Origin of the sequence: Enterobacter sp. SA187, from assembly GCF_001888805.2 — a bacterium.
Taxonomy (GTDB): Bacteria; Pseudomonadota; Gammaproteobacteria; order Enterobacterales; family Enterobacteriaceae; genus Enterobacter_D.
Genome location: NZ_CP019113.1, coordinates 497,234 through 511,094, shown reverse-complemented (window position 1 = coordinate 511,094; position 13,861 = coordinate 497,234). Strand labels below are relative to the sequence as shown.

Genomic DNA, 13,861 nt, shown 5'->3' with positions numbered 1-13,861 from the left:
ATGGCAGATTTAGACGACATCAGAGAAGGTAAAAACTTTGGCCTTGAAACGCCACAACAGAATACGCTGTTCGCCCTGAAGGGCTGCGGCGCGCTGGACTGGGGGATGCAGTCGCGGCTGGCGCGTATTTTTAACCCGGCAAGTAACCGCACCGTGATGCTGGCGTTTGACCACGGCTATTTTCAGGGGCCGACCACCGGGCTTGAGCGTATCGATCTGTCGATTGCGCCGCTGTTCGGCGAAACCGATGTGCTGATGTGTACCCGCGGCGTGCTCAGAAGCGTGGTGCCGCCCGCCACCAACAAACCGGTGGTGCTGCGCGCCTCCGGCGGCAATTCCATACTTTCGGAGCTCTCGAATGAATGCGTGGCGGTGGCGATGGAAGACGCGCTGCGCCTCAACGCCTGCGCGGTGGCAGCGCAGGTGTATATCGGCAGCGAACATGAACATCAGTCCATCAATAACATCATCAAGCTGGTGGATGCCGGTAACCGCTACGGTATTCCGACGCTGGCGGTGACCGGCGTCGGCAAAGAGATGGCCCGCGATGCCCGCTATTTTTCCCTCGCCAGTCGTATTGCCGCCGAGATGGGGGCGCAGTTCGTGAAGACCTATTATGTTGAGGAGGGCTTCGAAAAAGTGACCGCCAGTTGTCCGGTGCCCATCGTCATCGCGGGCGGTAAAAAACTGCCGGAGCGCGAGGCGCTGGAGATGTGTTTCCGCGCTATCGATCAGGGCGCGTCCGGCGTCGATATGGGACGTAATATTTTCCAGTCCAGCGCGCCCCTCGCCATGCTGAAAGCGGTGAAAAAAGTGGTGCATGACAATATGAGCGCCCACGAGGCGTTCGAATTCTGGCAGGAAGAAAAACAGGGAGAGGCGCGATGAACGTGACGCTGGTGGAGATCAATATCAAACCGGAGCGGGTCGATGAGTTTCTGGCGGTGTTTCGCGCCAATCACGAAGGGGCGATCCAGGAACCGGGCAACTTACGCTTCGACGTGTTGCAGGACCCCGAAGTGAATACGCGTTTTTATATCTATGAGGCGTACCAGGATGAGGCGGCGGTGCTGGCGCACAAGCAAACGCCGCACTATCTGGCGTGCGTGGAGAAGCTGGACGACATGATGTCGGAGCCGCGTAAAAAGCGCAGTTTTATCGGGTTGTTACCGGAGTAAGGCGACCCTGTTCCCGGCGCTGTCAAACAGATGTAAATGCCGCGCATCCGTGCTCATGGTCAGCGGATGACGCGGCGGGTAGTTCAGCTGCTGGAATGACTTCAGGCAGCACGCCTGCCCGGCCAGCGTAAACCATACCAGCGTGGCATCCCCCTGTAATTCACACAGCCGGGTGGTGGCGCTGAAGGTGAGTTCGCCGCTGCTCTCGGGGCGGATATGTTCCGGGCGGATGGCGACGAAAAGCGCATCACCCTCAAGCACGCCATCAGGCTGGCGTGACAGCGGAAAATGCAGCTCGTCGCTGATACTCAGGCCGCCATCGCGCCATTCGGCCTGCAAAACGTTAATTTTTGGCGTGCCGATAAACTCCGCGACAAACAGGTTCGCCGGGGTGTTGTAGAGTTCCAGCGGCGTCCCCGTCTGTTCAATATTGCCCTTGTTGAGCACCACAATTCTGTCCGCCAGCGTCATGGCCTCCACCTGATCGTGGGTGACGTAAATCATGGTGTTGCCAAGCCTGTTGTGCAGCTCCTGGATCTCCTGGCGCATCTCCACGCGCAGCGCCGCATCCAGATTCGACAGCGGCTCGTCGAACAGAAAAACCTCCGGCTGCTGAACAATAGAGCGCCCAATCGCCACGCGCTGGCGCTGGCCGCCGGAGAGATGTTGCGGCAGGCGATCCAGCAATGCTTCAAGCTTGAGCATTTTCGCAGCTCCGGCGATGCGTTGCGTAATTTCTGCGGGCGGCGTGTTCATGTTTTTCAGCCCAAAGCTGAGGTTCTGCCGCACGGTCATGTGCGGGTAAAGCGCGTAGGACTGAAATACCATCGACAGGCTGCGTCTGCCCGCAGGCTGGTGGGTGACGTCCTCATCGCCCATCGCTATCGTTCCGCCATCGGGCGTTTCCAGCCCGGCAATAATACGCAGCAGCGTCGATTTACCACAGCCGGACGGGCCGACCAGCACGATGAATTCGCCGGAGGCAATATCCAGCGACAGGTTTTCAATAATGGTGTTTTTGTTGTACTGCTTGTGAATATTTCTCAGGGTGAGGGCGGTCATGTGAAATCCTTTTTAATGGCCTATCTGTATAAGATATTAATCGCCGTTGAGCTTGTTAAAAATAATCAGATGTATTTGTCTTGATTATATTTTTGCATTTACTTTTCGCCGCAAAGTTTAGCGATAAATAAAAACCGAAATGTGACTGAATTATCGTTAAACATAAATCACTCTTGTTAACTTACAGGCCGTTTGCCGCGTGCGATGTTTTATTTAACACGCGTCAGGAATAACATGGAGATCAGGATGAAAAGTACAACACTTGCCACATGGACCGCATCACTCTTATTAAGTGTTTGTCTTACTGGCTGCGGCCCTGATGAGCAGCCCGCCGACACCGCGGCGAAAACGCCGATTAAATTATGGGTGACGCCAGTCGAGAACGAAGAAGCCTTCTGGAAGAAAATGGTCACCGAGTGGAATAGCGATCCCACTCATACGCCGGTGGAATTTACCCCTATTCCCGTTGCCAGCAGTTCCGAAGAAGCCATTATGAACGCGATTGCCTCCGGCACTGAACCGGATATCACCAGTAATATATTTATTGGCTTCGCCTCACAGCTTAATGAAATTAATCAGCTGGAAGATCTCTCTAAAATGCCGGGCTTTGCCGATCTTATTAAGCAGCGCCAGATGGATGACGTGATGCCCGCCTGGGAAATTAACGGCCAGCAAAACGTGCTGCCGATTTATATCAATCCCACGGTCTGGTGGTGGCGCGCCGATCTGTTAAAACAGTATGGTTTCGACCAGGTGCCACGACGTTATGACGAGCTGTACCGGCTGGCTGAGGCCCGCCATGCGGATAACAACGGCTACGTGATGCAGCTCACCGCCGGAAAAAACTGGTGGGAGCGCTGGTACGATTTTATTCCGCTGCTGTACGCGCAAAACGGCGGCAAGCCCTATATCGCGGAGAATCAGGCGCAGTTTAATAACGCCGACGGTCAGGCGGTACTGAGCTTTATGGGCAAGGTGTTCAACAGCGGCTGGAGCAGCTACGACTTTACCTCAGCGGAAGATCCGCTGGCGAGCGGTCAGGTGCTGGTGTCGGCGCGCGGCCCCTGGGACATCGCCCGCTACCGCAAACAGTTTCCCGAGATCTTAAAGCAGATCCAGATTGGCCCCATGCTGACGCAAAACGGCAGCGAAAAACCCTATACCTTTGGCGACAGCAAAGGCGTGGCGATGTTCAGCACCAGCAAACACAAGGCCGAGGCCTGGGCGTTTTTGCAGTGGGTGTTTGGCAAGGCAGAGCACGATCTGCTGTGGCTGGAAATGGTCGGTATGCCGCCCGCCCGCGCCGATCTGCTCACTAATCCGCTGTTTGTCGGCTACTTCGCGAATAACCCGCTGGAAAAACAGATCGCCTCTTATGTGAATGTCGCGCTGCCCGCGGCGGCGACCACCAAAACCAGCGACATTCAGCGCAGCATGACGCAGATGATCGAGCGGGTCATTTTCCGCAACGACGATCCGTCGGCGGCGCTCAGTGATTCCGCTCAGGAAATTAACGGCATTCTCAAACCTTAAGAGGCGGCGATGGCTGGACATGACGCACGTACCGGAGGCTGGCTGGCCTCCGCATGGCTCGGGTATTCGCTGCTGTTCTGGTTTTATCCGCTGGCCTGGCTGGCGCTGTTAAGCGTGACGCAGTGGCAGTTCACCGGTACGCCGGTTTTCACGGGGCTGAGCAATCTGTTCAGCGTGATGCAGGATGAGCTGTTCTGGACCTCGATGCTCAATGTACTGCGCTTTCTGCTGTGGTACATCCCGATTGTGTTTCTCAGCGCGCTGCTGTTCGCCGCCGGGTTAAAGCGCATCACCTTTGGCCGGGGGTTTATCGCGCTGAGTTTCCTGCTGGCGAACATTTCCTCCGGCGTGGCCTACTCCATTGTGTTTTCAAAACTGTTCAGCGAGTTCGGCCCGGTGAACGCCTTTTTACGCGATCTGTTCGGCATTTCCGTCCCCTGGTTTACCAACCCGGACTGCGCGATGCTCTCCATTGCGCTGATCGTCACCTGGAAATTCGTCGGCTATTACGGGCTGATCCTTTACTCCGGCATGCTTGCGATCCCGCAGGACATTTACAGCGCCGCGCGGCTGGATAAAACCGGCCGCCTGCGCCAGGCGTACGCCATCACATTGCCAATGATGAACCCGCAAATCGTTATGGTGATGGTGCTGGCGATCACCGTGGCGTTCAGCATCTTTACCGAGCCGTATCTCATCACCGGCGGCGGCCCGCTCAACAGCACCACCAGCCCGATGGTGGTGATGTACGAAGTGGCGTTTCAGAAGATGAAACCGAGCTGGGCGGCGACCATGTCGATTATCGTCGCCGCGTGCAGTTTTCTGCTGATCTGGCTGTTCCGCAAACTCTTTGAAAAGCACATTGAGATCGTCTGATGAAAAAACTTACCCCCGCGAGCCTGCTTCTCCACGCCGCCATGTTGATCCTCGCGCTCACCTGGCTGTATCCCTTTATCTGGATGGTGATGGCCTCCCTGAAACCAACGGCGCAGATCTACACCACCAGCCTGTTTGCCGGTGACGTTTCGCTGGCGAACTACCAGTTTCTGTTTGATAACAGCAACCGCGCCGATAAGCCCTTTATGCGCACGCTGTTTAACTCGCTGTTCGTGTCGCTGACCATCACCTTTTGCGTCACTGTCACCGCCATGCTGGTGGGCTATGCGGTGGCGAAGACGGATTTTCGCGGCAAAAACGCCTTCAAAAATCTGCTTATCGTGCAGATGGTGTTTCCGGCGTTTATGTTCATCATTCCGCAGTTTATTTTGATGCGCGAGCTGGGGCTGATTAACAGCTACAGCGCGATGATCCTGCCCTACGCCATGAGCGCCTGGGGGATCTTTATGGTCTCCCAGAGCTTTAAAGGCACGCCGAACGACTATATCCATGCGGCCAAACTCGATCGCGCCAGCCTGTGGAGCATTCTGCGCCACGTGATGATGCCGCTGAACAAATCGATCCTCGCCATTGTGGCGCTGTTCACCTTTTCCACTGCCTGGGACAACTTTCTCTGGCCGCTGATCGTGATGCGCGATGCCGACAAAATGCCGTTCTCGGTGCTGCTTGCCACCTTCAGCAAATCCTGGGGCATTCACCTCGGCCCGGTACTGGCGGGATCCGTGGTGCAGATGCTGCCGGTGATGCTGCTGTTTATTATGTTCCGCAAATATTTCCTGCAGGGGATGTCATTGTCACTCAAATAAGGAGGGCCGGATGGAACCGGTGCGCTGGTGGCAGGAGTGCGTGTTTTATCAAATTTATCTGCCCGCGTTTTGCGACGGCAACGGCGACGGGCGGGGGGATTTTATCGGCCTTGCGCAGAAGATCGACTATCTGCATGAGTTAGGGATCGGCGGGATCTGGATCACGCCGTTCTACCCGTCGCCGCTGGTGGATAACGGCTATGACATCAGCGACTACTGCGCGGTGGATCCGCGCTTCGGGCAGTTTGAGGATTTCAGGAACGTTGTGGCGGCCTGTCATGGGCGGGGGATGCGCGTGGTGATCGATCTGGTGCTCAACCATGTCTCCTCACAGCACCCGTGGTTTGTCGATGCCTGGAATAATCCCGCCAGCCGTTACCGGGATTATTTTATTTTTACCGACCAGCCCAACAACTGGCAGTCGTTTTTTTCCGGCAGCGCCTGGATGCCGGAGCCGGATACCGGGCAGTTTTATTACCATAAATTCGCCCCGCAGCAGGTGGATCTCAACTGGCAGAATCCGCAGGTGGAGCAGGAGATCTACCGGGTGATGGATTTCTGGCTGGCAGCTGGCGTGGATGGTTTTCGCTTCGATGTGATCAACTTTCTCACTACCGACGGCATCGGCGCGGATAACCTGGAAAGCGCAGGCGAACAGGAACACCGGCACGATGTGAACCAGCCGGGACTCATGGCCGTGCTGCGCCGCCTGATGGCGTATGCCCGCGCCAGAGGCGATCTGTTTCTGATCGGCGAAATCGGCAGCGAGGATCTGGCGGTGCTGCGCCGCTATCAGGCCGCGGATCTGCTGGACGTGGTGTTTAACTTCAATCTCGGCAGCCAGAAAACCTTCAGCGCGGCGGCGATTTTCGCCGCCTTAACCGCCATGAATGAGCAGCAGCCGGGCCTGCCGACGCTGTTTTTTTCCAGCCACGATATGTCGCGCATGATCAGCCGCTTTGGGGAAAACGAACGCGATACTGACCGCGCCCGCGCCGTGCTGGCGCTGCAACTCACCGCCCGCGGCGTGCCCTTTATCTACCAGGGAGAAGAGTTCGGCCTGACCGATTATCGGCCGCAATGCCTTGCAGACATCAGCGACGTGCAGGGCAGAACGCATTACCAGACCGCGCTGGCGGCGGGCAAAACCGCAGACGAGGCGCTGGCAATCGCACTGACGCACACCCGCGACGCCTCCCGTGCGCCGCTGCCCTGGGGCGAAAAAGACGCGCTGTGGAAGGATTATCGCGAGCTGATAGCCCTGCGTAACCACATCCCGGTACTGCGCCACGGTGCGTATACCCGCCTGGCGTTAACGGATGCCTGCATCTGGTTTTCCCGCATCACGGCGGACGAGCAGGTGTGGGTGGCGATTAATTTTGGCGCGCCGGTGCGTAATCCGTGGCACGCGGTGGCAGGCGAGGTGCTCTACGGCGATAACGCCCCCTGGCTTGGGAAAAATCAGTTTGTGATCAAAAGGAGAGGTTATGGAAAGGCACAGTAAAAATCCGCTTATCACGCCGGCTGACGTGGTGCCGTCTTCACCGGAGATGAAAGTCGAGTGCGTATTTAACGCCGGGGTGACGGAGTATCACGGCGAAGTGTTGCTGCTGGTGCGCGTGGCGGAGAGCGTGAAATGTAACGATGCAAACAAGATCGTCGTGCCGCTGCTTGAGCAGCAGGGCGGGGCGTGGGTGGCGGCGACGCGGGCGTTCGATCGCGCGGATCCGCGCTACGACTTCAGCGATCCACGGCTGATCGTACAAAAAAGCGATCCGTCGCAGATCTGGCTCACCTCCATGTCCCATTTACGGCTGGCGCGCAGCCGCGACGGCGTGAATTTTAGCGTCGGCCCTCAGCCGTTTATCCTCGCCGACAGCCAGTGCGAACAGTTTGGCTGCGAAGATGCGCGCATCACCCGCATCGACGACGTCTGGTATATCAACTATTCGGCGATTTCACCGCTCGGCATCACCACGGCGCTGGCAATCACCCGCGATTTTGTGACGGTGGAGAAAAAAGGGCTGATTTTCTGCCCGGACAACCGCGACGTCTGTTTCTTTCCGGAAAAGGTGGGCGGCAAGTACATGGCGCTGACCCGCCCGGCGCCCTGTCATTTTGGCCTGCCGGAGATCTGGATCTGCGAATCGCCGGATATGCTGCACTGGGGCAACCACCGGCATCTGCTCGGGCGTTCCGGCGATGCGTGGGACGCGCGCAAATCCGGCGGCGGCGCGCCGCTGCTGAAAACCGATCGCGGCTGGCTGGAAATTTATCACGGCGTGGATGAAAACCAGCGCTACTGCCTGGGGGCGTTACTGCTGGATACGGACGATCCGCTGAAGATCCTCGCCAAATCCCCGGTGCCGCTGCTGGAGCCGGTGGCCCCCTATGAGCGGGAAGGATTTTTCGGCAACGTGGTCTTTACCTGCGGGGCGTTGATCAGAGATGAGACGCTGCACATCTGGTACGGCGCAGCCGATGAGTGTATTGCGCTGGCGACGCTGCCGCTGGATGCGCTGTGGCAGCATCTGGGGGTGTGAATGTTTCCCTCACCCCGCTGGTATAGCCGGGTGAGGGGGCAAATCTCACGCCTCCGCCACGCCTACCCGCAGCGCAGCCAGCGCCGCACCGGCGGCTTTCAGCACCTGCTCGCACTGATCAATCTGTAGCGTCAGCGGTGGTTCAATACGAATGGTTTTCGAATTGTTCAGCGTCCCGGCCACCAGTACATGCTGGCGGAACATCTCGCTGGCAAAGTTATAGCCCGTCTCGTTATCCACAAACTCAATGGCCATCAGCATGCCTTTGCCGCGCACGTCCTGCACCAGATCCGGGTATTCACGCGCCAGCAGACGGAAGCCGTCCAGCAGCATGTCGCCTTTCTGCTCTGCCTGCGCCGGTAAGTTCTCTTCCAGCAGCACGTTAATGGTCGCCAGCGCCGCGGCACAGGCCAGCGGGTTGCCGCCGAAGGTGGTGGTGTGCAGGAAGGGATTATCAAACAGCACGGAGAAGACTTCTTCGGTGGCGATGGTGGCGCCAATCGGCATCACGCCGCCGCCCAGCGCTTTGGCGAGACAGAGAATATCCGGATGGACATTTTCGTGCTCGCAGGCAAACATTTTGCCCGTGCGTCCCATACCGGTCTGCACTTCGTCGAAGATCAGCAGCGCGCCGAACTCATCGCACAGCTTACGCACCGCAGGCAGATAGCCGACCGGCGGCAGGATCACACCCCCTTCGCCCTGGATGGGTTCAAGGATCACCGCCGCCACGTCATCGCCGGTTTTGTGGCATTCCGACAGCAGCGTGCGCATGGCCTCGATGTCGCCGAACGGCACGTGGCGGAAGCCCGGCAGCAGCGGCATAAAGGGTTTGCGGAAGGCGGATTTCGCCGTGGCCGACAGCGCGCCCAGCGATTTACCGTGGAACGCGCCGCTGGTGGCGACAAAGGTAAATTTACCGCGCGGGGACTGATACGCTTTCGCCAGTTTCAGCGCCGCCTCAACGGATTCGGTGCCGCTGTTACAGAAGAAGCTGTATTTCAGTTTTCCCGGCGCCAGCGCGGCGAGGGTTTTGGCGAGCATCGCCCGCAGTGGATCAAGTAATTCCTGGCTGTGAAGGGGTTGTTTGGCGAGCTGATGCTGTACGGCGGAAACAACGACTGGATTACGGTGCCCCACGTTAAAAATACCAAAGCCACCCAGGCAATCTAAAAACTCCTGTCCCTGGGTGTCGACAAGCGTATTCAGACTTCCCGCTTGCCACTCTACGGCTCCGTAATCCCCGCCTGCGGTGACAGATTTTCGATACTCTAAAAACCCCGGATTGACGTGCTCTTTAAAATATTCAATCACCTCGCGATTCAGATCTTTCATTTCGTCATGAGAAAGCGTGGCCTTCTCAATAATGTTAAGGGCATGTGCGCTACAGGCAAGAGCCGATGCGCTGGAAGGTAACCTGTTCAAAATGAGCTCCTGGGAGTGGCGTATCACGCGATACACAAAATAATTATTGCAGGGATTACGCCACTTCAGCAGGTGCGCTGAAAATCGGGATAAACACCAGGTGGAACCGCGATCGCGCAAAATTTAATCGTCCGGCGGGGCGATTAAACTCTTTTCCTGCGGCGGTAAAAAGCGGTCTTTGGCTGTACTTTCGCCGATATTGCGCAGATATAGTGCAGATTTTGCCTCTTTATAGGGCACAGGCAAAAAGGGAGTAGAAGTAGTTTCTTGATGAAAATATTAGAAAATCAATGACCTGCATGGCATGAAATTAACAGGGTTTTAGTGCGATTTGCGATCTAAATCAAATTTAACAACTAAAGATAAACTCATTAGCGCCGAAATAACATTTGCCAGAAAAATTAACAGCCAGATAACTCTGCAAAGGACGCTTTCATGCCTGCTCAACCCTGGGTCAGTCAGCACGAGTATTTACTCGATGATGACACCACCCTGATGTCCACCACCGATCTTAACAGTTACATCACTCATGCGAATGACACCTTTGTGCAGGTCAGCGGCTATGAGTTAGATGAGCTGATCGGCCAGCCACATAATCTTGTTCGTCACCCGGATATGCCAAAAGCCGCGTTTGCGGATATGTGGGCCACCCTGAAACGCGGCGAGCCCTGGAGCGGCATCGTGAAAAACCGCCGCAAAAACGGCGATCACTACTGGGTGCGCGCCAACGCCGTGCCGATGGTGCGCAACGGCAAAGTCACCGGCTATATGTCGATCCGCTCCCGCGCCACGCCGGAGGAGATCGCCGCCGTCACGCCGCTGTACAAGGCGCTGAACGAAGGGCGCTGCAACAAGCGTGTGGATACCGGTCTGGTGGTACGCAAAGGCTGGCTGGGGCGTCTGCCCGCGATGCCGCTGCGCTGGCGGGTGCGCAGCGTGATGGCCGGGCTGTGGCTGGTGCTGGCGGCGGCCATGGCCTTGCTGCATGCCGGCTGGGCGGTGCAGCTGGCGGCCGCGCTGATCTTGCTCATCGGCTGCGGCATTTTTGAGGCGCAGATTGTGCGTCCGGTGGAAAAGGTTGCGCAGCAGGCGCTGAAGGTGGCAACCGGCGAGCGCAACAGCGTGCAGCACCTTAACCGCAGCGACGAGCTGGGGCTGATCCTGCGATCCGTTGGCCAGCTTGGCCTGATGTGCCGCTGGCTGATTAACGACGTGGCGCACCAGGCGACAGAAGTGCGCGACGGCAGCGAAACCCTGGCGAAAGGTAATGACGATCTTAATGAACGTACGCGCCAGACGGTAGTAAACGTACAGCAGACGGTGACCACCATGGGGCAGATGGCCGCCTCGGTGCAGAATAACTCCGCCACCGCAGCGGCGGCGGATAAGCTCTCCATCGAAGCCAGTAACGCCGCCAGCCACGGCGGGCGGGCAATGGACACGGTGGTGAAAACCATGGATGAGATCGCCGACAGCACCCAGCGTATCGGCTCTATCACCTCGCTGATTAACGACATCGCCTTCCAGACCAATATCCTGGCGCTGAACGCCGCCGTGGAGGCAGCGCGCGCAGGGGAGCAGGGCAAAGGTTTTGCCGTGGTGGCCGGGGAGGTGCGTCACCTTGCCAGCCGCAGCGCCAGCGCCGCCAACGATATTCGCAAGCTGATTGATGCCAGCGCCAGTAAGGTGCAGTCCGGCTCGCAGCAGGTACACGCCGCAGGCGCCACCATGGATAACATTGTCGAACAGGTGCAGAACGTCACGCAGCTGATTGCGCAGATCAGCCACTCCACCTCTGAGCAGGCGGCCGGGCTGTCGGATCTGACGCGCGCCGTGGCGGAGCTGGATACCATCACGCAGAAAAATGCCGGGCTGGTGGAAGTGAGCGCCCAGGTATCAGCGATGGTCAAACAGCGCGCCAGCCGTCTGGAAGAGGCCGTCACCGTCCTTCATTAAGTCATTCCCCTCACCGCTTTTCTGCCCGCAGAGAAGCGGTTTTTTATCCCCTGATGGTCTTCCCTCCTGTTAGCCTCATGTAAATTATATATTTAAATATTGTTAATTTTATATTAAAAGCCGAATGCTTTTTGATCGAAATATATCTTATTTACGGATCTTCATTAGGCTATTTTTCGAATAACAGCAACCTGTCGGAGAATATTCTTTTCGTGCGGTGATAAATAAAAAACCGATCAAACTCATAAAGTTAGCGAAGCCGTTACCGATAACGTTTCCTGTGCGTAGCCATTTACAACCAGGGAAAAAATATGTTCTTACATGATGTTAAGATCGGCACAAAATTATTTCTGGCGTTCGGAATTTTTATTGTGTTGATGGTGGTGAGTTCCGGTCTGTCGCTGTTCAGTCTGAATCGTGCCAACAATGGGATGCAGGACATTGTTAATCGTGACTATCCCACGACCGTGAAGGCCAATCAGTTGATTGAGAATTTTCAGGAGTTTGTCAGCACCCAGCAGCTGATGGTGCTGGATACGGACGGGAAGTGGAGCGCCGAATCGCAGAAGCATCTGACCGCCATTAGCGGCAACATTACCGTGTTGCTCGACGACCTCAGCAGCGCCCTGCGCGATCGCGAGTCGCAGCGCATCCTGAGTGAACTGCGCCAGATACGCCAGCAGTATCTGGATTCGCGTTTCCGTATTCTCGAGGCGGTGAAAAATAAAGATACTCACGCGGCGGTGGAAGAGATGATGAACAACACTCTGCCGGTACAGCGTGCCTACAAAGCCAAAGTGCAGGAGTTGATTGCCGTTCAGGACAACAATATGCGCAGCGCCGGAAAGCTGGTGGAGCATGATTTTAAATCCAACCGCACCCTGCTGATCCTGCTGGCGTTGATCAGTATTGGCGCTGGCAGCCTGATGGGGCTGTTTATTGTACGCGCCATCACCCGTCCGCTGGTACAGGCGGTGCAGTTTGCCGAAGCCATTGCTGGCGGCGATCTGACTCAGCATATTGACGTAAAACACCGGGATGAAACCGGCGTGCTGCTCAGCGCGCTGGTGGCGATGAAAACACGCCTGTATGAGATTGTGCAGGAAGTGCAGAACGGCTCGGAGAACATCTCCAGCGCCGCCGCGCAGATTGTGGCCGGTAACCAGGATCTGGCTGCCCGCACCGAAGAGCAGGCCAGTTCCGTTGAACAGACCGCCGCCTCTATGGAGCAGATCACTGCCACGGTGAAAAACACCAGCGAACACACCACCGAAGCGACGCAGCTCTCTGCCGAAGCGGCGACGGTGGTGAAAAACAACGGCCAGATGATGAAGCAGGTGACCGAGAAAATGCGCGTCATCAACGACACTTCTGACCGCATGTCCGACATCATCAACCTGATCGATTCCATCGCCTTCCAGACCAATATTCTGGCGCTCAATGCGGCGGTGGAAGCGGCGCGCGCCGGTGAGCACGGACGTGGCTTTGCCGTAGTGGCAGGGGAAGTACGCCAGCTGGCGGGCAAAACGGCGTCTTCCGCCAGTGAGATCCGCCATCTGATCGAAAGCTCCACCGCCCAGGCCCGCGACGGCATGGCGCTGGTGGAAAAAGCGGGTGGGCTGATTAACGGTATGGTCAGCAATGTGGAAGAGATGGACACCATTCTGCGCCAGATTGGCCACGCCAGCCGTGAACAGACGGAAGGCATTTCGCAGATCAACAGCGCCATTGGCCTGATTGACTCCACCACCCAGCAGAACGCCAGCCTGGTGGAAGAGTCTGTGGCCGCCGCCGCGTCGCTCAGCGATCAGGCGTCGCACCTGAAAGGTCTGGTCAGCGTGTTCCGCGTGCGCCGGGAGGCGACGGCTTAATCCAGCTGTGAAATCTCCAGCGCCGCACGGTCGATCACCGCGATGATCTGTTCCCGCTGTGCGGCGCTGACGTTTTCCTGATTCACTTTCCGATCCAGCACGGCTTTAAAGTTATCCAGCGCGCGTTTCATCTGCGGATCCTGACGCAGCAGATAGCCGACGCTGCGGGCTTTGATCCGCGCCTGGATCTGACCGAGCTGTTCAGCGTTTTCCGCCAGCCACTGCGTTCCGGCTGCGGTGATAGCAATCTTTTTCCGTCCGCCGTCTTCCCCGATCGCGATAAGCGCCTGTTCCTGTAAAAAATCCAGCGTCGGATAGATCACCCCGGGGCTTGGCGTGTAATGCCCGAGGGTAAGCTGTTCAATGGCCTTGATCAGCTCGTAACCGTGGCTGGCGTTGCGGGACAGCAGATCCAGAATGACCAGCCGCAGATCGCCATGCCCGAAAAAGCGCGGACGGCGGCTGCCGTGCTCGTGATGACCGTGATCCTGTGGATGCCTCATCGCATAATCCCTCTGAATTAGATATATCTAATTTTGCTTGCGTTCCTGCTAATTAGCAATCATTATCATTTAAAAACCAAATCAGAT

12 protein-coding genes are annotated in these 13,861 nt (G+C 57.0%); 9 read left to right on the top strand and 3 right to left on the bottom strand.

Features of this window, described 5'->3' with window-relative positions; all coding sequences use genetic code 11:
* Together lsrF and lsrG are read left to right on the top strand one after the other, a co-directional pair.
* On the top strand, positions 1 to 888 hold the full coding sequence (gene lsrF / locus BMF08_RS02510) for a 3-hydroxy-5-phosphonooxypentane-2,4-dione thiolase (protein ID WP_072569656.1): 888 nt from the start codon (positions 1 to 3) through the stop codon (positions 886 to 888).
* Positions 885 to 1,178, top strand: a complete 294-nt coding sequence (lsrG, locus tag BMF08_RS02505; protein ID WP_072569657.1) for a (4S)-4-hydroxy-5-phosphonooxypentane-2,3-dione isomerase — start codon at positions 885 to 887, stop codon at positions 1,176 to 1,178. Before lsrF ends, lsrG begins: the two co-directional genes overlap by 4 nt.
* Here the strand turns inward: lsrG and BMF08_RS02500 are convergent.
* A complete protein-coding gene (locus BMF08_RS02500; protein WP_072569658.1) occupies positions 1,167 to 2,240 on the bottom strand; it encodes an ABC transporter ATP-binding protein in 1,074 nt (357 codons plus the stop codon). The genes lsrG and BMF08_RS02500 overlap by 12 nt on opposite strands.
* Before the next feature lie 246 nt (positions 2,241 to 2,486).
* Here BMF08_RS02500 and BMF08_RS02495 point away from each other — a divergent pair, with 246 nt between their 5' ends.
* Genes BMF08_RS02495 through BMF08_RS02475 form a run of 5 tightly spaced genes read left to right on the top strand, consistent with a single transcriptional unit; the run spans position 2,487 to position 8,019 of the window.
* Complete coding sequence (locus tag BMF08_RS02495) at positions 2,487 to 3,773, top strand: ABC transporter substrate-binding protein (RefSeq protein ID WP_083580955.1); 1,287 nt, start codon at positions 2,487 to 2,489, stop codon at positions 3,771 to 3,773.
* Positions 3,774 to 3,782: 9 nt separating this feature from the next.
* Positions 3,783 to 4,649: a carbohydrate ABC transporter permease gene (locus BMF08_RS02490; protein WP_072569660.1), complete on the top strand. Its 867-nt coding sequence runs from the start codon at positions 3,783 to 3,785 to the stop codon at positions 4,647 to 4,649.
* Positions 4,649 to 5,476 (top strand): carbohydrate ABC transporter permease, encoded by an 828-nt coding sequence (locus BMF08_RS02485; protein WP_072569661.1) that lies wholly within the window; start codon positions 4,649 to 4,651, stop codon positions 5,474 to 5,476. The genes BMF08_RS02490 and BMF08_RS02485 overlap by 1 nt, the downstream gene beginning before the upstream one ends.
* Before the next feature lie 10 nt (positions 5,477 to 5,486).
* Positions 5,487 to 6,980 carry an alpha-amylase family glycosyl hydrolase gene (locus BMF08_RS02480; protein ID WP_072569662.1) on the top strand — a complete coding sequence of 498 codons (1,494 nt, stop codon included), beginning with the start codon at positions 5,487 to 5,489 and terminating at the stop codon, positions 6,978 to 6,980.
* Positions 6,964 to 8,019 (top strand): glycoside hydrolase family 130 protein, encoded by a 1,056-nt coding sequence (locus BMF08_RS02475; protein ID WP_072569663.1) that lies wholly within the window; start codon positions 6,964 to 6,966, stop codon positions 8,017 to 8,019. Before BMF08_RS02480 ends, BMF08_RS02475 begins: the two co-directional genes overlap by 17 nt.
* 45 nt (positions 8,020 to 8,064) lie before the next feature.
* Here the strand turns inward: BMF08_RS02475 and ygjG are convergent, their stop codons facing one another.
* Positions 8,065 to 9,444: a putrescine aminotransferase gene (gene ygjG / locus BMF08_RS02470; RefSeq protein ID WP_199775944.1), complete on the bottom strand. Its 1,380-nt coding sequence runs from the start codon at positions 9,442 to 9,444 to the stop codon at positions 8,065 to 8,067.
* A 435-nt stretch (positions 9,445 to 9,879) separates the two neighbouring features.
* On the opposite strand from ygjG, the gene BMF08_RS02465 reads away from it, so the two are divergent.
* Both BMF08_RS02465 and BMF08_RS02460 read left to right on the top strand, forming a co-directional pair.
* Positions 9,880 to 11,400 (top strand): methyl-accepting chemotaxis protein, encoded by a 1,521-nt coding sequence (locus BMF08_RS02465; RefSeq protein WP_072569664.1) that lies wholly within the window; start codon positions 9,880 to 9,882, stop codon positions 11,398 to 11,400.
* Positions 11,401 to 11,711: 311 nt separating this feature from the next.
* A complete protein-coding gene (locus tag BMF08_RS02460; protein WP_072569665.1) occupies positions 11,712 to 13,271 on the top strand; it encodes a methyl-accepting chemotaxis protein in 1,560 nt (519 codons plus the stop codon).
* On the opposite strand, the gene BMF08_RS02455 is transcribed toward BMF08_RS02460, so the two are convergent.
* A complete protein-coding gene (locus BMF08_RS02455) occupies positions 13,268 to 13,774 on the bottom strand; it encodes a PadR family transcriptional regulator (protein ID WP_072569666.1) in 507 nt (168 codons plus the stop codon). The genes BMF08_RS02460 and BMF08_RS02455 overlap by 4 nt on opposite strands.
* Positions 13,775 to 13,861: the final 87 nt, after the last annotated feature.

Coding starts and splice junctions, on each gene's coding strand:
- lsrF (WP_072569656.1), top strand. CDS start 1: ATGGCAGATTTAGACGACATCAGAGAAGGTAAAAACTTTGGCCTTGAA.
- lsrG (WP_072569657.1), top strand. CDS start 885: ATGAACGTGACGCTGGTGGAGATCAATATCAAACCGGAGCGGGTCGAT.
- BMF08_RS02500 (WP_072569658.1), bottom strand. CDS start 2,240: ATGACCGCCCTCACCCTGAGAAATATTCACAAGCAGTACAACAAAAAC.
- BMF08_RS02495 (WP_083580955.1), top strand. CDS start 2,487: ATGAAAAGTACAACACTTGCCACATGGACCGCATCACTCTTATTAAGT.
- BMF08_RS02490 (WP_072569660.1), top strand. CDS start 3,783: ATGGCTGGACATGACGCACGTACCGGAGGCTGGCTGGCCTCCGCATGG.
- BMF08_RS02485 (WP_072569661.1), top strand. CDS start 4,649: ATGAAAAAACTTACCCCCGCGAGCCTGCTTCTCCACGCCGCCATGTTG.
- BMF08_RS02480 (WP_072569662.1), top strand. CDS start 5,487: ATGGAACCGGTGCGCTGGTGGCAGGAGTGCGTGTTTTATCAAATTTAT.
- BMF08_RS02475 (WP_072569663.1), top strand. CDS start 6,964: ATGGAAAGGCACAGTAAAAATCCGCTTATCACGCCGGCTGACGTGGTG.
- BMF08_RS02465 (WP_072569664.1), top strand. CDS start 9,880: ATGCCTGCTCAACCCTGGGTCAGTCAGCACGAGTATTTACTCGATGAT.
- BMF08_RS02460 (WP_072569665.1), top strand. CDS start 11,712: ATGTTCTTACATGATGTTAAGATCGGCACAAAATTATTTCTGGCGTTC.
- BMF08_RS02455 (WP_072569666.1), bottom strand. CDS start 13,774: ATGAGGCATCCACAGGATCACGGTCATCACGAGCACGGCAGCCGCCGT.